This is a genomic window from Mycobacterium colombiense (assembly GCF_001672755.1).
GTDB lineage: Bacteria > Actinomycetota > Actinomycetes > Mycobacteriales > Mycobacteriaceae > Mycobacterium > Mycobacterium colombiense_C.
Genome location: NZ_LZKI01000146.1, coordinates 22,337 through 38,131 on the forward strand (window position 1 = coordinate 22,337; position 15,795 = coordinate 38,131).

A 15,795-nucleotide genomic window follows, 5' to 3' on the forward strand; every position below is an offset into this window, starting at 1 on the left:
CTCAGATTTCCACGTCCTTGTCGTAGTACACGCGGTCCTCGCGCCAGCCGCCGGTACCCATGCCGATCCCGGCGTAGTCCTCGACGAATTCGATCTGGTTGATCCACTTGGCCATTTTGAAGCCCACCTGAGTTTCCACCCGCAGACGTAAGGGTGCACCGTGCTGGATCGGCAGAGGCGCACCGTTCATTTCATAGGCGAGCAGGGTCTGCGGCTTGTCGGCGAACTCGAGGTCGATCACCTCATAGAACTGGCCACCGCCATGCGACGCCGGCTCGTCGGTGCTGTTGTCCTGCATCGTCAGAAAGCAGATGTAGCGTGCCTGCGGCAGCGGCCGCACCAGGTCCACCAGCCGATGCAGGTGAACGCCGGTCCATTCGCCGATGCTGGTCCAGCCCTGGACGCAATTGTGCATCACACACTGCGTTTCGGACTCGGCGAGTGCGCGCAGCGCGCTGAGGTCCATGATCACCGGATTTTCCACCAACCCGCCGACCCGCAGCCGCCAGTCCACGAAGTTGTGCACCGCCATCACCTTGTATTCCGTGCTGGTGGGCGGCTTTCCGTTGATGCGGTGTTGCTTGGAGATTTTGTGCGCCGGATAGTTCTGCCGCGAGTTCAGCGGCCGCAGCAGTAGCAGGCGCGCCGCGGTGACGACCGCGCCCAGCACGCGCTGCACCGACCGGGGATTGCGCAGACTCCAGACCGTCGCCGCGACGTGGACGGCGATGATCGCCGCAATGATCAGCAGTGAGATGGTGGTCGCCCAGTACGTGTTACGGACCGCACCGAAAATCATTGACGCGGTGAGCCTTCCCCAGCCCCAGAAAAAAATCATCGACAGATGAATCACGATGAAGACCAGGAACGCGATGAGGCCGAAGAAGTGCAAGCTCCGCGCCCATTGCCGCCCACCCCACATTCGCACATACCAGGGGAACCGCGCCTCGATCGCCGGAGACTGAGCGGCCCCGGTGAGGATCTGAAAAGGCGCCAGAACAAAGACGACCCCGGCGTACGTCAGCTTCTGCATGGCGTCCAGCGGCTCACCGGGCAGCACCGGCGGCAGATTGAACGACATATACGTGACGACGTCGTCCCACGCTTCGGGGAAGATCGACCACGAGGCCGGCCAGTAGCGATGCCACTGGCCGGTCGCGAACAACAGGATGTAGTAGGACAGACCGAGCAGAATCCAGCCGATGACCACGAAGAAATGCCAGTGGCGGCCCACACCGAGCTGCGCGCGGCCGGGCAACGAAATGAACGGGCTGTAGTCCTCCTCCTCATCCAGCGTGTCGTAGATCCTGTCCCGCGGCATCACCTTTCGGGTGAAGCGCGCCCACTCGGTGCCCGGCTTGCTGTCGTCGTGCCAATACAACTTCGGGTGGGTGGCCAGAATCTCGATTCCGCTGCGCAGAATCAGCGTCACGAACAACACGTTCAGCCAATGGTCGATGCGCAGCCAGACCGGATAGTCCAACACTGTCATGCCGGCGCCCCCTCAGTCATACCACTGCCGGCGACGCGGGTAGGCCACGTTGATGCCCGACAGCACCGTCGTGTGCACGACGATAAACGCCGCCGCGCAAGCCATTCCCAATGTTCCGGGTGCGAAGTCCCATCGCGCGGTCATCGTGACCATCCCGGGCAGGCTGACCCAGCGAGTGACCAGATACAGGGCGAGAAATGCCACGCAGACCAAACTGCCGAGGTACCAACCCGCCTGGGGCACAGCAGGTTTGACGCCGACCACCATGGCGCTCGCCGCGGTCAGGCACACGGCAGCCAACACCAGCACGTAGGCGACGAAATAGCGGGGCAGGTCCGGCTCGGCGACCAGCAGGTAGACGTGCGCCCCCACCAACCCGGTCAAAAGCCCCCCGCCCAGAGCGGTTACCGTGCGCGGCAGGTTGAACGCCACCCAGCCGTTCAACGTCAGCACAGGGGACGACAAAAGACGCCGCCACAGCGCCATCGTGCGTCGCGCCACGAGATCGGCCACAACTGCCAGGTACCCGCCCCGCACGTCCGCAAACGGGCTGCTCGGCGGCTCGGCGGGCCGCGATCTTCGCGGTCGTCATGCTTTATCAGCGAATTTACAGACACCGACGAGACCGGTATCAAACCTTGCAATACGCATACACGAAACAATTGCTAATCTGAACAACTACGTGTGCAAATAGGTCAGCCCTATTGACCCGGTTTTCGACTCGGCCCCTCTGCGGGCCGCCCGGCGGCTGCTAGGAGGAACGGCCATATGGTGGCCGAAAAGGACTGGGACAGAACCGTGGGCGCGGCAGACGACGTACGCCGCGTCTTCGAGAATGTTCCGGCACTGTTGGTCGGGCTCGAGGGGCCCGACCATCGATTTGTCGCGGTCAATGCGGCTTACCGCACACTCAGTCCGCCAATTGACTCCATCGGGTTATTTGTCCGAGACATCTATCCCGAGCTGGAGAGCCAGGAAATCCTGCACATGTTCGACCGGGTATATCAAACCGGCGAGCCGCAGTCGGGCACGGAATGGCGGGTGCAGGCCGACTTCGAGGGCGAGGGACGAGCGCAGGAACACTTCTTCGACTTCATCGTCACGGCGCGCCGCGCAGAGGACGGCTCGATCGAAGGCGTCCAGCTGGCCTTCGTCGACGTCACCAGCCGGGTGCAGACGCGGATGGCCGCCGAAGCACGCCTCGAGGAGATGTCCGAGCGGTACCGCAACGTCCGCGATTCCGCCACCGTCATGCAGCAGGCGCTACTGGCACCGTCGGTGCCCATCATCCCGGGCGCGGACGTGACCGCGCAGTACCTCGTCGCCGCGGAGGACACCGCGGCCGGTGGTGACTGGTTCGACGCGATACCCCTCGGGGACCGGCTGGTGCTCGTCGTCGGAGACGTCGTCGGCCACGGCGTCGAAGCGGCCGCGGTGATGTCGCAGCTGCGCACCGCGCTGCGGATGCAGGTCGTCGCGGGATATCCGATCGCCGAGGCGCTCGAGGCGGTCGACCGCTTCCGCAAGCACGTCCCCGGCTCGAACACGGCCACCATCTGCGTCGGCTCCCTCGACTTCGGCACCGGCGAATTCCGGTACTGCACCGCCGGACACCCGCCGCCGCTTCTGGTGACGGCGGATGCCACCGCACGCTATCTCGAGCCCTCCGGCGGCGGCCCGCTCGGCAGCGGCACCGGCTTTCCGGTGCGCACCGAATTCCTCGACGTGGGCGACTCGATCCTGCTGTACACCGACGGCCTGATCGAACGACCCGGCCGGCCGCTGGGCGCCAGCACCGCCGAATTCGCCGAGCTGACCGCGAACATCGTCGGCGGCCAGCGCGGGTTCGTCATCGAGTCATCGGTGCGGCCGATTGACCGAATCTGCTCGGAGACACTGGAATTACTGCTGCGCTCGACGGGCTACACCGACGACGTGACACTCCTTGCGGCGCAACGCCGCACACCGCCCACACCCCTGCACCTGACACTGGACGCGACCATCCGGACCGCACGCACGGTACGCACCCGCCTGCGGCAGTGGCTGTCGGAGCTCGGCGCCGACGCCGACGACATCTCCGATGTGGTGCATGCGATCTCGGAGTTCGTCGAGAACGCGGTCGAGCACGGTTATGCCGCCGAGGTCCCCGACGGCATTGTCGTCGAGGCGACGCTGTCCGGCGACGGCAACCTGCACGCCTCGGTGACCGACAGCGGACGGTGGAAGGACCACCGCGAGGGCGAGACGGGCCGTGGCCGCGGCCTCGCCATGGCCGAGGCCCTGGTGTCGGAGGCGCACGTCAGTCACGGCGCCGACGGGACGACCGCCAGTGTGACGCACCAACTCTCGCGGGCGGCGAATTTCGTCACCGACTCCGTGGTCAGCCGGGCGGCCGATCGGCGGACGGCCAATGCAGAATTCGTCTCCGAGGTCACCGAACCGGGCCGCATCGTGGTCAGTGGCGACGTCGACTCCAATACCGCCTCCACTTTGGACCGTCAGATCGCGGTCGAAAGCCGTTCCGGCGTCGCGCCGTTGACGGTCGATCTCACCGCCGTCACCCACCTCGGATCGGCGGGCGTCAGCGCGCTGGCCGCCGCCCGCGAGCGGGCGCTCCGGCAGGGCAGCGAGTACGTGCTGGTGGCCCCACCGGGAAGCCCCGCGCACCACGTGCTGTCGCTGGTGCAGATCCCGGTGGTCAGCGGCCTCGCCGAGAACGTCGTCGCCGAGGGTTAGGCCCGGTCGGCCCGCTCGCCGTGCCGCACCTGATTGAACGGAACCCCGCGATCGGCGGCGTACTCCCGCGGGAAGCCCAGCACCCGCTCGCCGATCACGTTGCGGGCCATCTCCGTTGTGCCGCCGCCGATGGCGACAGTCTGCCGGGATAGATACCGCAGGCCCGTTTCGAGTCCGGCGCCCTGCTCCCCCACCACGCCCGCGCTTCCCGCGATCGCCAGCGCCGTGTCGACGTCGGTGGTCGTGGTCTCGGAGTGGAACAACCTGATGAGCGTTCCGGCTGCGGCCGGCAGCGCACCATCTCTCACGCTGCGGTACACGTGACCGATCAGTTGCTCGGCCACCGCGCGGTGCACCAGGGCGCGACCGGCCATCTCGCGCACGCGCTCGTTGTCGGCTTGCCCGGTCTTCTCCGCAAGCGCAACGTAGTCGACCGGAATCGCGTTGCCGCCCTCGCTGCCGCTACCGCTGGCGAACTCGGACCCCTGCCCCACCGCTCGGCGTTCGTGGTACAGCTGCCGGGATGCCACCGCCCAGCCGCCGTTGACCTCGCCGACGACGGCGTCATCTCCGACGTCGACACCGTCGAGGAACTCCTCGCAGAATTCGGTGGAACCGCTCAGCATTGTGATGTGCCGCAACGTGATTCCCGGATGCGCGATGGGCACCAGGAACATCGTCAGGCCCTCGTGCTTGGGCACGTCCCAGTTGGTGCGGGCCAGACACAGGCCGTAATCGGCGGCGAACGCGCTCGTGCTCCAGGTCTTGGCGCCGTTGATGATCCAACGGTCGCCCCGCCGCTCGGCCCGGGTGAGGACACCGGCCAGGTCCGATCCGCCACTGGGCTCACTCAACAGCTGAACCAGCACTTCCTCACCGCGCAGCGCCGCGGCGATGTGCTGCTTCTTCTGCTCTTCGCTGCCGGTGTCGAGCAGGGTGGCGCAGCAGATGGTGAACGTCGGGGTGTTGAGAATCAACGGCATCTCGTAGTCGAGGGATTCGACATCGAAGGCCTTCTGGTACTCGTAGTCCAGCCCGAGGCCGCCGTACTCCCGAGGGAAACAGATGCCGGCGAATCCGCCGTCATACAAACGCTTTTGCAGCTCTCTGGCCCTCAGCCAGGCCCTTTCCTCGTCACGTGGCGCGGCCGGCGGGGCCTCACTGTCGATGGCGGGCATGTTGTCCGCCAGCCATGCCCTGCCCCGGGCGGCGAACTCCGCAACGGACTCCGTCGACGTCATCGGATCTTCCTCATTTCGCCGAACGACCCGCCTTCTCAAACTCGTACACGCGCAAATTATGCTCCTCCGGCGTCCCAAACATGCCGCGGTACAACGTGATCCGGCGAAGGTACAGATGCAGGTCATGCTCCCAGGTGACGCCGATGCCACCGTGCATCTGCACACACGCCTGGACGATCTGCCCCGCCATCTCGCCCACGTAGGACTTGGCGATGCTGGCCGACACACTCGCTTCCGGCGCGCGGGCGGCCACGTCGGCGACCGCCGCCGAGGTGGTGGCGCGACAGGCTTCCAGCCAGAGCTTCATGTCGGCGAACTTGTGCTTGAGCGCCTGATACGACGCCAGCGGGCGACCGAATGTGTGCCGGTCCAGCGCCCACCGCACGGTGAGGTCGAACACCGTCTGCAGGGCGCCGACCACCTCGGCGCATTGCAGCACCTGGGCGATCTGACTTTGTCGATCGACGAGCGCAGCCGTCTCGCCGGCGGTGCCGACGGCCGCCGACCGCGGCACCACGACGCCGTCGAAGTGCACCCGGCCGTATTGCTTGACCAGATCGACCGACTGTTGGGGCTCGATCCGGACCCCCGGCGCGTCCGTCGGGACGAGGAACTGACGAATCTCGGCGCCGCACCGCGCCACCAGCAGCAGCAGCGCACTCTGGGCGGCCGCCTCGACGCGGTCCTTGACGCCGTCGATGCGGTAACCGGAATCGGTTTCGGTGGCCGTGACCGAAGGATCCAGCGGTGCCCAGCCCCGGCCCGGCTCGCAGACCGCCCACGACGCCACGGATTCACCCGCTATCAGCGCCTCGATGGCGTCGGCGTGCTCGTCGGAGTTTGTGCACTCGACAAGCCCGGCCAGCACGGTGCTGACCGGGTACAGCGGTCCGGGCGCCACCGTCTTGCCGAGTTGCTCGGCGACCATCGCGAGATCGGCGAAGCCGTTCTCCGAGACGCTTCCGCCGCCCAACTCCTCCGGCACGAGCAGGCCCGTCCAGCCGAGCTCCGCGGCGCGCTGCCACCACGCGGGATCGAATGACGTGCCCGCGGCGTGCAGCTCCCGCACCCGGCGCAGCGGCGCTTCCTTTTCCAGAAACGCCTGGGTGGTCGAGGTGAAAAGGATCTTTTCGGGAGAGTCGAGGGTGGTCATAGTGCCGAGGGGATCCTTCTTGACATTCGATCGCTGCGGCTGCAACGGAATCGGTTTGAGTATTTGATCATCCGCCCGATCGGTCCTCGGTTGGCTGCCGATTCGATGTTAGCAACGCGCGATACGGTAAGAGATACCGGAGTTCAGTCGGTAAAAGTAGGTCAAGACGTTCGGCGGGGTCCCGCGCACACGATTGCGCTACATCGCGAACACGCGGCGGACCGCTTGCGCATGCAGCGCCCGATTCTCCTGGGAAACAACCCAATCGGGGACCATCGAGTCGAAGCCGTTGAAGGTCGCGGCGATCACGTGCAATTCGGTGTGGACGTACGCGTGCAACAGCCGGTTGGCGTAGTCGATGGCCTCGTCGCGGCACGGATCGATCTCGGAGCAGCTGACGAACGTGGGCGGTAGGCCTTCGAGATTGGCGCGGTGCGCGGGGACGTGTTGACCGTTGGCGCGGGCGTCGCCGAGATAGTGGTTCCACGCCCGGCTCACGGCCGGACCGTTGAGACCTGGGGTGCGCTGGAATTCCCGACGCGACGGCGTGGCATCGGAATCGAGCATCGGCTGGTGCAGGATCTGCATCAGGATCGCCGGACCTTCGCGGTCGAACGTGCGCTGGGTCAGACCCGCGACCAGCGCCGCGCCCGCATCGCGGCCCATCACCGCGATCCGGCTCGCATCGGCGTCCAGCTCCGCGCTGTTCTCGACGGCGTAACGAAAGGCCGCCTCGACATCGTCGAGCGCCGCCGGACACGGATTTTCTGGGGCCAGGCGGTAGTCCACCGACACCACCAGGCAGCCCCCGTCGCGGGCCAGCTCCACGCAGTGCGCGTGGTCGGTCTCCAGGTTCCCGGTGACGAACCCGCCGCCATGCGCGTACACCACCAGCGGCGCGGCGGATTCGGTGTGGCCACGATACAAACGCAGGCCCAGCTGCTGACCGTCCGGACCGGCGATGGATCGTGAATCAATGGAGACGCCAGTGGTATCGGCCGCTGCGGCGCGCTGCGCGGCCAGCAGGTTGGCGTGTTCACGCTCGGCCGGCAGTGTCTCGACACGGAATTCGAAGGCGCCCAACTCCACGGCGGCATCGCGCAGCACCGGATCGATGCGGCCGAGGCCGTGCGGCCGGGCCAGGTTCGTCTGTGTCATATCAACTCGTTTTTCGGGCTCGTCGTGCGGGCTCATCGGCGGTCCCGGAGGGTCAGCCTTACCGTAAACCACCTTCAAGGTAGACCTGCGCTTTTAGGCGGCGACACACCAGGTGCTCGGCGACGCGAAACGAGCCCGGCGGGCCGGCGCCGCGGGAGAAATGGAGCCGCATCGAGTGGGCCTGCGGCACGCCGCGAATCGATCGCCGTCGGCCCGGCGAGCACAGCCATTGGGCTTCGTTGCTATCTATACTATGATAGCTATTTTCAGCTCGGCATACCCGCCGTGGATTTCGCGGGCACTCGTCACCCGGTCCGCGTGAACCGCCTTATCCGTTGTTTCAGGAGGAGCGCCGATGACGCTCAGCACTGGTCCGAACAGTCAGCCCGTCGTACCCTCGCTCGATTTCACCGGTGAAACCAGCCCCTACCCGTTTTTTCAACACATGCGTCGCACCGACCCGGTGTGGCATGGTTCCCTGACCGATAACACCCAGTTGCCGGAAGAGCTTCGACCCAGAGACGAGTGGGTCCTGTTCGATTACAACGGTGTATCCCAAGCCTTTCGCGACGACCGGATCTTCACGTCGGCCGCCTACGACAAGACGATCGGGTTGGTGATGGGACACACCATCCTGGCGATGGGCGGCCGAGAACATCACGATCACCGCAACCTGGTGGCCAAGGCGTTCCGCGCGACCGCGCTGGAACGCTGGGAACCGTCGGTCATCGGGCCGGTCTGCGATCGACTGGTCGACGAGATCAAGGACGACGGTCAAGCCGATCTGGTGAAGGCGGTCACTTTCGAATTTCCCACGCGGATCATCTCGACGCTGCTCGGCCTGCCGGCCGAGGATCTGGACTTCTTCCGGCGGTTGTCACTCGACCTGATCTCGATCCCGACCGACATCGAGGCGGGTTTGAACGCCGCGACAGAGCTCTACGACTATTTCCTCAAACAGGTCGAGCAGCGCAGGCGCAAGCTCACCGATGACATCATCGGCGACCTGGTCGCCGCCGAGATCGACGGTGAGAAACTCACCGACGAGGCCATCATCGCCTTTTTGCGGCTGCTGCTCCCGGCCGGCCTGGAGACCACCTATCGCTCATCGGGCAATCTGCTCTACCTGCTGCTGACCCACCCCGAACAGCTCGCGATGGTCAACCAGGACCGGTCGCTGATACCCATGGCGATCGAGGAGGGCCTGCGGTTCGAAACGCCACTGACCATGGTTATGCGGACCACAACCGAAGAGGTCGAAATCGGCGGTAAGACAATCCCTGCCGAGGCCCAGATCGACATGTGCATGGGCTCGGCCAATCGTGACGAGACCCGCTGGACCGATCCCGACACGTTCGACATCCGCCGGCCGCGGCAATCCCACATCGCCTTCGCCGGCGGAATCCACATGTGCCTCGGCATGCACCTGGCCCGGCTGGAAACCCGGGTCATGCTGAACAGCCTGTTAGACCGCGTCGAAAATCTGACCTTCGTGCCCGACGACGGCACCGGCGAGGAATCCAAGATCGTCGGGCTCACCTTCCGGTCGCCGAACAAGCTTCCGGTGACGTTCGCCCCCGCCGCATGAGAAGCCGCGCAGCGATCCTGCACGACGTCGGCGGGCCGTGGTCCGTCGAGGAATTCGAGCTCGATCCCCCCAAGGCCGGCGAGGTGCTGGTGCAGATGGCGGCGGCCGGTTTGTGCCACTCCGACGACCACATCCTCAAAGGCGACATGTCGGCGCCCAACGAGGTGATGCGATCGATGGGGCTGCCGACCATGTTCCCGACGATCGGTGGCCACGAGGGCTCCGGCATCGTGCGCGAGGTCGGCCCGGGTGTCACCGACTTCGAGCCGGGTGACCACGTGGTGATGTCGTTCGTGGCCGTGTGCGGCCAATGCCGTTGGTGCGCCAGCGGAATCGAGTACCTGTGCGACGTCGGCATCGGCACCATGATCCCGGGGATGCCGACGGACGGCACGTTCCGCCACCACACCGCCGAGGGCCGCAGCCTTGGCCACATCGCCAAGATCGGCGCATTCGCCGAACACACTGTGGTGTCGACGAATTCACTGGTGAAGATCGAGCGACACCTGCCGCTGGCATCGAGCGCCCTGCTGTCCTGCGCCATCCCGACCGGTTACGGTTCCGTCGCCAACCGGTCCAACATGCGCGCCGGCGACACGGTCGTGGTAATCGGCGTCGGCGGGATCGGCACGGGCGCGATCCAGGGAGCCCGCATCAACGGCGCCGCGCAGATCGTCGCGGTGGATCCGGTTGACTTCAAACAGAAGTCGGCGCTGCAGTTCGGTGCGACACACAGCGCGGCGTCGATCGACGAGGCGCTGGATCTGGTGCGCGGCCTGACGTACGGGGTGATGGCCGACGCGGTGGTGGTCTCGCCCTCGTTGATCACCCCGGAGGACGTCCGCGACGCCGTGAAGCTCACCCGCAAGGGCGGCACCTGCGTGCTCACCGGCATGACGTCGCAGTTGACCCGGTCGGTCAAGATCGACCTGCAGGACTTCATCCTGATGAACAAGACGTTGGCGGGCACCATATTCGGCTCGTGCAACCCGAAGGCGGACATTTCCCGGCTGGCCCGGCTTTATGAGACGGGCCGGCTTCAGCTGGACGAGATGATCACCAAGCGCTATCGCCTCGACGAGGTCAACGACGCCTACGACGACCTGCTCAACGGCAAAATCGTCCGCGGCATCATCGATTTCGGCGTCAGCTGACGGCTCGGCCTACATCTTGATAGCGGGGATCAGCCTGCTGAGATTCCAGAGCCGGTCTCTTCGCGCCGACAGGCAGGAGATCGCCAGTGCGACAGCCGTTATCCCGACCAGCACGGTGATCGCCTGCCATAGCCGGGCGTCGATGCCGCCGAGTATCAGCTGCCGGAGTCCGTTGACGCCATAGGTCATCGGGTCGAAGCGGTGCAGGACCTGGAAAGGCCGTGACGTGGTTTCCACGGGATACATGCCGCCCGCACTGACGAGCTGCAACATGAGCAGGGCCATGATCAGCACCCGGCCCACCGCTGGACCGACAAGCGCATTGATCGCCTGCGTCGCGGCCACGAACGCGCCGGAAATCAGCACCATGAACCCCAGCATCGCCACCGGATGCACGGCATGCATTCCGAGGGCGAACCGGACCACGCAGTAGAGAATGACGGCTTGGAATACCGCGATCGCGGCGGCGGGTAGGTAGCTGGCGAGCACCACGCGAAGCGCAAGCACCTCCGCGGCGATCGCGCGAGCCTGCAAGGGCCGCAAGATCATCCACAGCACCAGGGCACCGAAGAACAGGGCGAGCGTGAGAAAGAACGGAGCCATCCCGGTGCCGAAGTTGGGCGCGGCGTTCTCGTGTGAAGCCTCGAGTTGCACCGGACCACCGATGGTGTCGGCGACCGCATCTTTTTGCTGGCTAGTCCAGTTGGGTACCTGTTCGGCCCCCTGGGCGAGTTTGGTTGCCAGTTCGGCCGATCCTGTCTTGAGTTGTCGTGCGCCGTCGTCGAGCTTGGCGATGCCGCCGGCCAATTCGGCGTTGCCGGTGGCGACTTGCTGGGCTCCGTCGCGCAGTTGGGTGAGCTTGTTCGTCAGGTCCTGCCCCTTGCTGCCGACCTGGTCGAGCGCCGACCCGAGCGGACTGCCCGGGTTGCGCAACCCCGATGTCATGGCGATGGCCGCGTTCTGCGCGTCGGTGAGTTGCTGGCGGATCTGGGGAGTGAACTGGTGGCCACGGAGCTGATCCTGGATGCCGCGCAGATTGTTCGCCAGCGGATCCTGTCGCGCGGAGAGCTGATCGATCACCGATGATAGCGAGTTCGCGGCGGTATCCTGCGCGGTGGCGATGGCACCGATCTGGTCGTTGACCTGTTGCAGCGCGGTTGCGCCCTGTTGCAGTTGCTGTGTGCTGCCGCCGATTTGCGAGACCGCCTTGGCCACCGCGAGCAGCGGGTCGGTGGCCTGGTTGATTCCGTCTGACAGTTGCTTGGCACCGGTGGCAAGCTGCGCCGAGCCGGACCGCGCGGCGTCCAGACCTGCCACCAGCTGACCGGCGCCGTCATCGAGTTGAGCGGCCCCGTCTGCGGCCTGCTTGATACCCGATCCCGACGAAACCACTACCGACAGCATCTGATTGACGGCTTGTCCCGAGATCCGGCTGGACACGGCGTTGAGCACCTGGCCGATGGCGGTACGACCGATACTCGTGGAGATGTAATTATTGGCGTCGTTGTAGACGGCGATCAGGTTGGCCTTCTTGGGTTGCCCGGTCACCGGCGAAGCGATCGCTGCGCTGAAGTCCGGCGGCAACTCGACCATGAAGTAGTACTTGCCGTGGTCGACTCCGTTGCGTGCCTCCGCTAAGTCCACGACGTGCCAGTCCAGCCCGCCGTCCGCGGTCAGGCTCTTGGCGATCTCCGCGCCGGCGTTGAACTGCTGCCCGGACACGACGGCCCCACGGTCGGAGTTGACCAGCGCGACCGGCATCTTGTTGGTGTGGCCGAAGGGATCCCAGAACGCCCACAGGTACAGCGCCCCATACACCAGGGGCAGCAGCATCAGTACGACGATGGCCACACGCGTCAATCGGCTGCGGCCGAAACGCTTGATCTCCGAGCCGAAGGCGAGTCCAGCCAGCATCGTCAGTCCTCTCCAGTCAGGATGCGGTGATCGTGAAGTTCGTGGTCGGGCGCTTCGGCGCCGAGCGGATTGGTCACCCCGACGACGACGGTGCGCTGCTTCGCGATCACGCCCAGCCGGTCGGCCGCGATCGCCCGTCGGGAATTGTCACGAACCTGCTCGAGGTCGCCGACCACCAGGATCGGACGGTTCGACAGCAACGCCAGCGTGATTCGCAGCAAAAACAGTTCCAGGTCTGACAATTCGACGATGTACGTGTCGTGGGACGGCGGGGTCATCTCGCCGAAAACCTCGGTCAGCTCGGCCTGGCCGGCTTGCAGCGGCACGGGTGAGTACCACGGCGCCAGCCACCGGCGTTGCTCGGCGAGCACGGTCTCCACGGTCACCGATTCCTCCAGCTCGTCGATGTCTTCGAAGGCCGCGATCGAGCAGTGCCTGCGGATCGCGCGCGGGGTTGTTTGACCGAGGACGGTCAGCGTGCCGTGGCTCGGCTTGAAACGTCCCGCGAGCGTCAGCAGTAGCGTGGTCTGCCCTGGTCCGCCGGGCATCCGAATCGCGTGAAAACCCGGTGGGAGCGCGAGATCGATATCCGAGAAGAGGGCGCCGTGCTCGCCGTCGACGCCCAGACCGCGGGCGGTGATCAGTGGCGCCGCAGCGTCCGGCCCGTCATTTGTATCCATGGTGAGGCTCTCCCTGCTCGGCGGAAACCGGGACCGATTCCAGCACTGCGGTGATCAGCTGCGCGAGCAGGTCGGCGTTGATGGTCCCGGGACGCAGGACCTCTTCCATCGCGATTCCGAGGTTGATCGTGACGACGAGCTGGGCGAGGTCGGCCAGCTCCCGATCGGACGCCACGGAGGGGGCTGATTTGACGATGTGCACCGCTTGGTCGGCGGCGGCGGCGCGGCGGCGTGCGACGAGGCCCTCGCGCAGCTGGGGGTCACGCTGGGCGCGCAGCCAGTATTCGACGAACAGCACGTAGAAGTCGGAATGGTCGCGAACCGAGTCGAGCCAGGACCGGCTCAATTCGCGTGCGGCCGCACCGGTGTCGCCGCCGCTGCTGTCCAGCACCGTGGCGATCTGCTCACCGCGGAGCTCGAACTCGCGGTCGAGCAGCGCCAGGAACAGTCCGTCCTTGGATTCGAAGTTGGAATAGACCGCGCCTTTGGTGAAGCCCGCGGACTGGCCGATCGCATCGATGGTGGCGCCGGCGAACCCTTCGGCGGCGAAGACCTTCGACGCCGCGTCCAGGATCCGGTCACGAACCTCCCCGCGGGTGGGGCGGGTTCGGTGCGGCTTGACGGGAGACATGGAGACAGCATACTCGACAGTATCGAATGGATACTAATGGGTATCGATGGGGTGCGGCGATGCGTGGATCGCTGAGTGGATCGCTGACTAGGCGCCGCCGGTGATCCAGGCCGCTTCCTCGCCGGGCTCGGGCAACACGCGCCCACCCTCGACGGCGAAGTCTGGAATGTCATCGTGGTTCATGCTCGGTCTCCGGACTCGCTCAGGAATTGCTCTACGACCGGAGCGATTTCGGTCGCGTTGTGCACCAGGTCGATGTGTCCGCCGGAGTGCAGGTACAGCCGCGCATGCGGCAGCAACGCCGTCATGATGCGGGCGTTGATCACCGGGATGATCGGGTCATCGGTGCCGGACACGATCAGGGTTTCCTGTCGCACCGCCGGCAGCGCGAACAGGCTGGTCCAGACCGCGCCCGCGAGCAACTGGTGCAGGTAGCCGATCTTCGAACCGGCGCGTAACTGCCGCACAAACAGGCGCGCCACGTCCTCGCCGTGGGCGCGCACCGTACCGCCATACAGTTCACCGGCAATCGCCGCCGCGTAGTCGGGATCCGAGAACCTGCGCGGGGTGACCATTTTCGCGAGCACCCGGGGGTGCGCGGGCACCATGAGCGCCCCGGTCCCGGTCGCCACGAGCACCAGGCGCCGGCAACGGCGTGGATTCTGGAAGGCGAACTGCTGGGCGAGCGCACCTCCCCAAGAAAGCCCGAGCACATCCACCACTCCGAATCCCAGCTTGGACAGCACCCTGCCCAGCACCCAGGCAAGGTAGGGAAAGCCATAGGGAGCAACGGATGTGGGTGATCCCCCGGCCCCTGGAACGTCGAATCTGATTACTGTGCAACCCAATTGCTCCACCAGCGGGTCAAGCACCTCCAGGCTGGCACCGATGCCGTTGCAGAGCACCAGCGGCACGCCGCTGCCGCGCCGCACGTTCATCCGAATCCGCTGTCCGGCTACGCTGATGTAGCGCTCCTCGCCAATAGTGCTTGTCGGCACCAATCGGAGGTTCCTCCCGCATGCGCTGCGCATCGCTCACTTCTCCATCACATAGCTGCCCGGGGCCGGGCCGAGCGGCGGAAGATCATCGCCACCCAGGACCCTGGGCGCGTCAACCTCGGGACCGCTGCGCTCGGCGAGCCAGCCCACGTAGTCCGGCCACCAGGAGTCTGCGTGCTTCTCGGCGGAGTCCAGCCACTCCTGGGGATCCTCGGCGTCCACCTGCCCGGTGCGGTACGACGCCTTGGGGTTGCCGGGTGGGTTGACCAGCGCCGCGATGTGGCCGTTGGTGGACAGCACGTAGCGGTTGTCCTTGCTGCCGAGCAGTCGGGCGCTGCGGTAGGTGGCCTGCCACGGGGAGATGTGGTCAGCCACGCCGCCGACGATGTACGCATCGGCGACGATCTTGGCCAGGTCGACCGGGCTGCCCAGCATGCTGACACCACCGGGGGTGACCAGCGCGTTCCGTAGCCCCATCAGCACCAGATCGCGGTGCAGCGCGGCGGCCATCCGGGTCGTGTCGGCGTTCCAGAACAACACGTCGAAGGGCGCCGGCTTGCGGCCCTGCACGTAGTTGTTCACCACGTACCGCCACACCAGATCGGTGGGTCGGAGCCAGGCGAACATCTCCGCCATGTCGCGCCCATCGAGATAACCCTTCCTGGACGACACCCGAATCGCCGCCTGCGCGGCGCGGTCGCTCATCGCCGCCGCGGCGAACCCGGCGCGGGTCTCGTCCAGCACGGTCACCGCCAGGTTCAGCCCCGCGACGCGGTCGCCCTCGCCGATGTCGGCGAGGTGCGCCGCCGTCATCGCCGCGAGGATGCCGCCCGAGCAGGTGGCCAGCAGGTGGGTGCTGTCGGCTCCGGTGATTTTCTGCACCGCGTCCATCGCCTCCACGATGGCGGCGCCGTAGGTATCGAAGCCCCAATCACGGTGGCGTGCTTGTGGGTTGCGCCATGAAATGGTGAAGACCTGCTGGCCCTGCTGGACGAAGTACTCGATCATGCTGCGCCCGGGCGCGATGTCCATGACGTAGAACTTGTTGAT

The 15,795-nt window shown here is 65.9% G+C and carries 13 protein-coding genes; 3 read left to right on the top strand and 10 right to left on the bottom strand.

What is annotated here, in order from left to right:
• Position 1: 1 nt before the first annotated feature.
• Together A5708_RS20170 and A5708_RS20175 are read right to left on the bottom strand one after the other, a co-directional pair.
• The gene (locus tag A5708_RS20170) at positions 2–1,492 is read right to left on the bottom strand and encodes a molybdopterin-dependent oxidoreductase (protein ID WP_065030316.1); all 1,491 of its coding nucleotides are present in this window, start codon (positions 1,490–1,492) and stop codon (positions 2–4) included.
• 12 nt (positions 1,493–1,504) lie between these two features.
• Complete coding sequence (locus A5708_RS20175; protein ID WP_065030317.1) at positions 1,505–2,005, bottom strand: oxidoreductase; 501 nt, start codon at positions 2,003–2,005, stop codon at positions 1,505–1,507.
• 255 nt (positions 2,006–2,260) lie between these two features.
• Here A5708_RS20175 and A5708_RS20180 point away from each other — a divergent pair, with 255 nt between their 5' ends.
• Positions 2,261–4,228 (top strand): SpoIIE family protein phosphatase, encoded by a 1,968-nt coding sequence (locus A5708_RS20180; RefSeq protein WP_065030318.1) that lies wholly within the window; start codon positions 2,261–2,263, stop codon positions 4,226–4,228.
• On the opposite strand, the gene A5708_RS20185 is transcribed toward A5708_RS20180, so the two are convergent.
• From A5708_RS20185 to A5708_RS20195, 3 genes are all read right to left on the bottom strand, one after another.
• Positions 4,225–5,469: an acyl-CoA dehydrogenase family protein gene (locus A5708_RS20185; RefSeq protein ID WP_065030319.1), complete on the bottom strand. Its 1,245-nt coding sequence runs from the start codon at positions 5,467–5,469 to the stop codon at positions 4,225–4,227. The genes A5708_RS20180 and A5708_RS20185 overlap by 4 nt on opposite strands.
• Positions 5,470–5,479: 10 nt before the next feature.
• Positions 5,480–6,622 (bottom strand): acyl-CoA dehydrogenase family protein, encoded by a 1,143-nt coding sequence (locus A5708_RS20190; RefSeq protein WP_065030320.1) that lies wholly within the window; start codon positions 6,620–6,622, stop codon positions 5,480–5,482.
• 198 nt (positions 6,623–6,820) lie between these two features.
• Positions 6,821–7,780 (bottom strand): alpha/beta hydrolase, encoded by a 960-nt coding sequence (locus A5708_RS20195; protein WP_065030321.1) that lies wholly within the window; start codon positions 7,778–7,780, stop codon positions 6,821–6,823.
• Between the two features lie 355 nt (positions 7,781–8,135).
• Here A5708_RS20195 and A5708_RS20200 point away from each other — a divergent pair, with 355 nt between their 5' ends.
• Positions 8,136–9,368 (top strand): cytochrome P450, encoded by a 1,233-nt coding sequence (locus A5708_RS20200; protein WP_065030322.1) that lies wholly within the window; start codon positions 8,136–8,138, stop codon positions 9,366–9,368.
• Positions 9,365–10,522, top strand: a complete 1,158-nt coding sequence (locus A5708_RS20205; protein ID WP_065030323.1) for a Zn-dependent alcohol dehydrogenase — start codon at positions 9,365–9,367, stop codon at positions 10,520–10,522. Before A5708_RS20200 ends, A5708_RS20205 begins: the two co-directional genes overlap by 4 nt.
• 9 nt (positions 10,523–10,531) lie before the next feature.
• Here A5708_RS20205 and A5708_RS20210 read toward each other — a convergent pair whose 3' ends face one another.
• From A5708_RS20210 to A5708_RS20230, 5 genes are all read right to left on the bottom strand, one after another.
• A complete protein-coding gene (locus tag A5708_RS20210; protein WP_065030324.1) occupies positions 10,532–12,436 on the bottom strand; it encodes a YhgE/Pip domain-containing protein in 1,905 nt (634 codons plus the stop codon).
• A gap of 2 nt (positions 12,437–12,438) precedes the next feature.
• Positions 12,439–13,116, bottom strand: a complete 678-nt coding sequence (locus A5708_RS20215) for a hypothetical protein (protein WP_065030325.1) — start codon at positions 13,114–13,116, stop codon at positions 12,439–12,441.
• Positions 13,103–13,747 carry a TetR/AcrR family transcriptional regulator gene (locus A5708_RS20220; RefSeq protein WP_065030326.1) on the bottom strand — a complete coding sequence of 215 codons (645 nt, stop codon included), beginning with the start codon at positions 13,745–13,747 and terminating at the stop codon, positions 13,103–13,105. The genes A5708_RS20215 and A5708_RS20220 overlap by 14 nt, the downstream gene beginning before the upstream one ends.
• A 179-nt stretch (positions 13,748–13,926) precedes the next feature.
• The gene (locus A5708_RS20225) at positions 13,927–14,685 is read right to left on the bottom strand and encodes an alpha/beta fold hydrolase (RefSeq protein ID WP_231117965.1); all 759 of its coding nucleotides are present in this window, start codon (positions 14,683–14,685) and stop codon (positions 13,927–13,929) included.
• A gap of 96 nt (positions 14,686–14,781) precedes the next feature.
• Positions 14,782–15,795: PHA/PHB synthase family protein (locus A5708_RS20230; RefSeq protein ID WP_155766097.1), on the bottom strand; the 1,014-nt coding region annotated here is incomplete at its 5' end.

What these genes read in the sequence shown, in the direction of transcription:
- A5708_RS20195 (WP_065030321.1), bottom strand. Translation starts at nt 7,780, where the DNA reads ATGACACAGACGAACCTGGCCCGGCCGCACGGCCTCGGCCGCATCGAT.
- A5708_RS20205 (WP_065030323.1), top strand. Translation starts at nt 9,365, where the DNA reads ATGAGAAGCCGCGCAGCGATCCTGCACGACGTCGGCGGGCCGTGGTCC.
- A5708_RS20220 (WP_065030326.1), bottom strand. Translation starts at nt 13,747, where the DNA reads ATGTCTCCCGTCAAGCCGCACCGAACCCGCCCCACCCGCGGGGAGGTT.
- A5708_RS20210 (WP_065030324.1), bottom strand. Translation starts at nt 12,436, where the DNA reads ATGCTGGCTGGACTCGCCTTCGGCTCGGAGATCAAGCGTTTCGGCCGC.
- A5708_RS20225 (WP_231117965.1), bottom strand. Translation starts at nt 14,685, where the DNA reads ATGAACGTGCGGCGCGGCAGCGGCGTGCCGCTGGTGCTCTGCAACGGC.
- A5708_RS20185 (WP_065030319.1), bottom strand. Translation starts at nt 5,469, where the DNA reads ATGACGTCGACGGAGTCCGTTGCGGAGTTCGCCGCCCGGGGCAGGGCA.
- A5708_RS20215 (WP_065030325.1), bottom strand. Translation starts at nt 13,116, where the DNA reads ATGGATACAAATGACGGGCCGGACGCTGCGGCGCCACTGATCACCGCC.
- A5708_RS20190 (WP_065030320.1), bottom strand. Translation starts at nt 6,622, where the DNA reads ATGACCACCCTCGACTCTCCCGAAAAGATCCTTTTCACCTCGACCACC.
- A5708_RS20170 (WP_065030316.1), bottom strand. Translation starts at nt 1,492, where the DNA reads ATGACAGTGTTGGACTATCCGGTCTGGCTGCGCATCGACCATTGGCTG.
- A5708_RS20200 (WP_065030322.1), top strand. Translation starts at nt 8,136, where the DNA reads ATGACGCTCAGCACTGGTCCGAACAGTCAGCCCGTCGTACCCTCGCTC.
- A5708_RS20180 (WP_065030318.1), top strand. Translation starts at nt 2,261, where the DNA reads ATGGTGGCCGAAAAGGACTGGGACAGAACCGTGGGCGCGGCAGACGAC.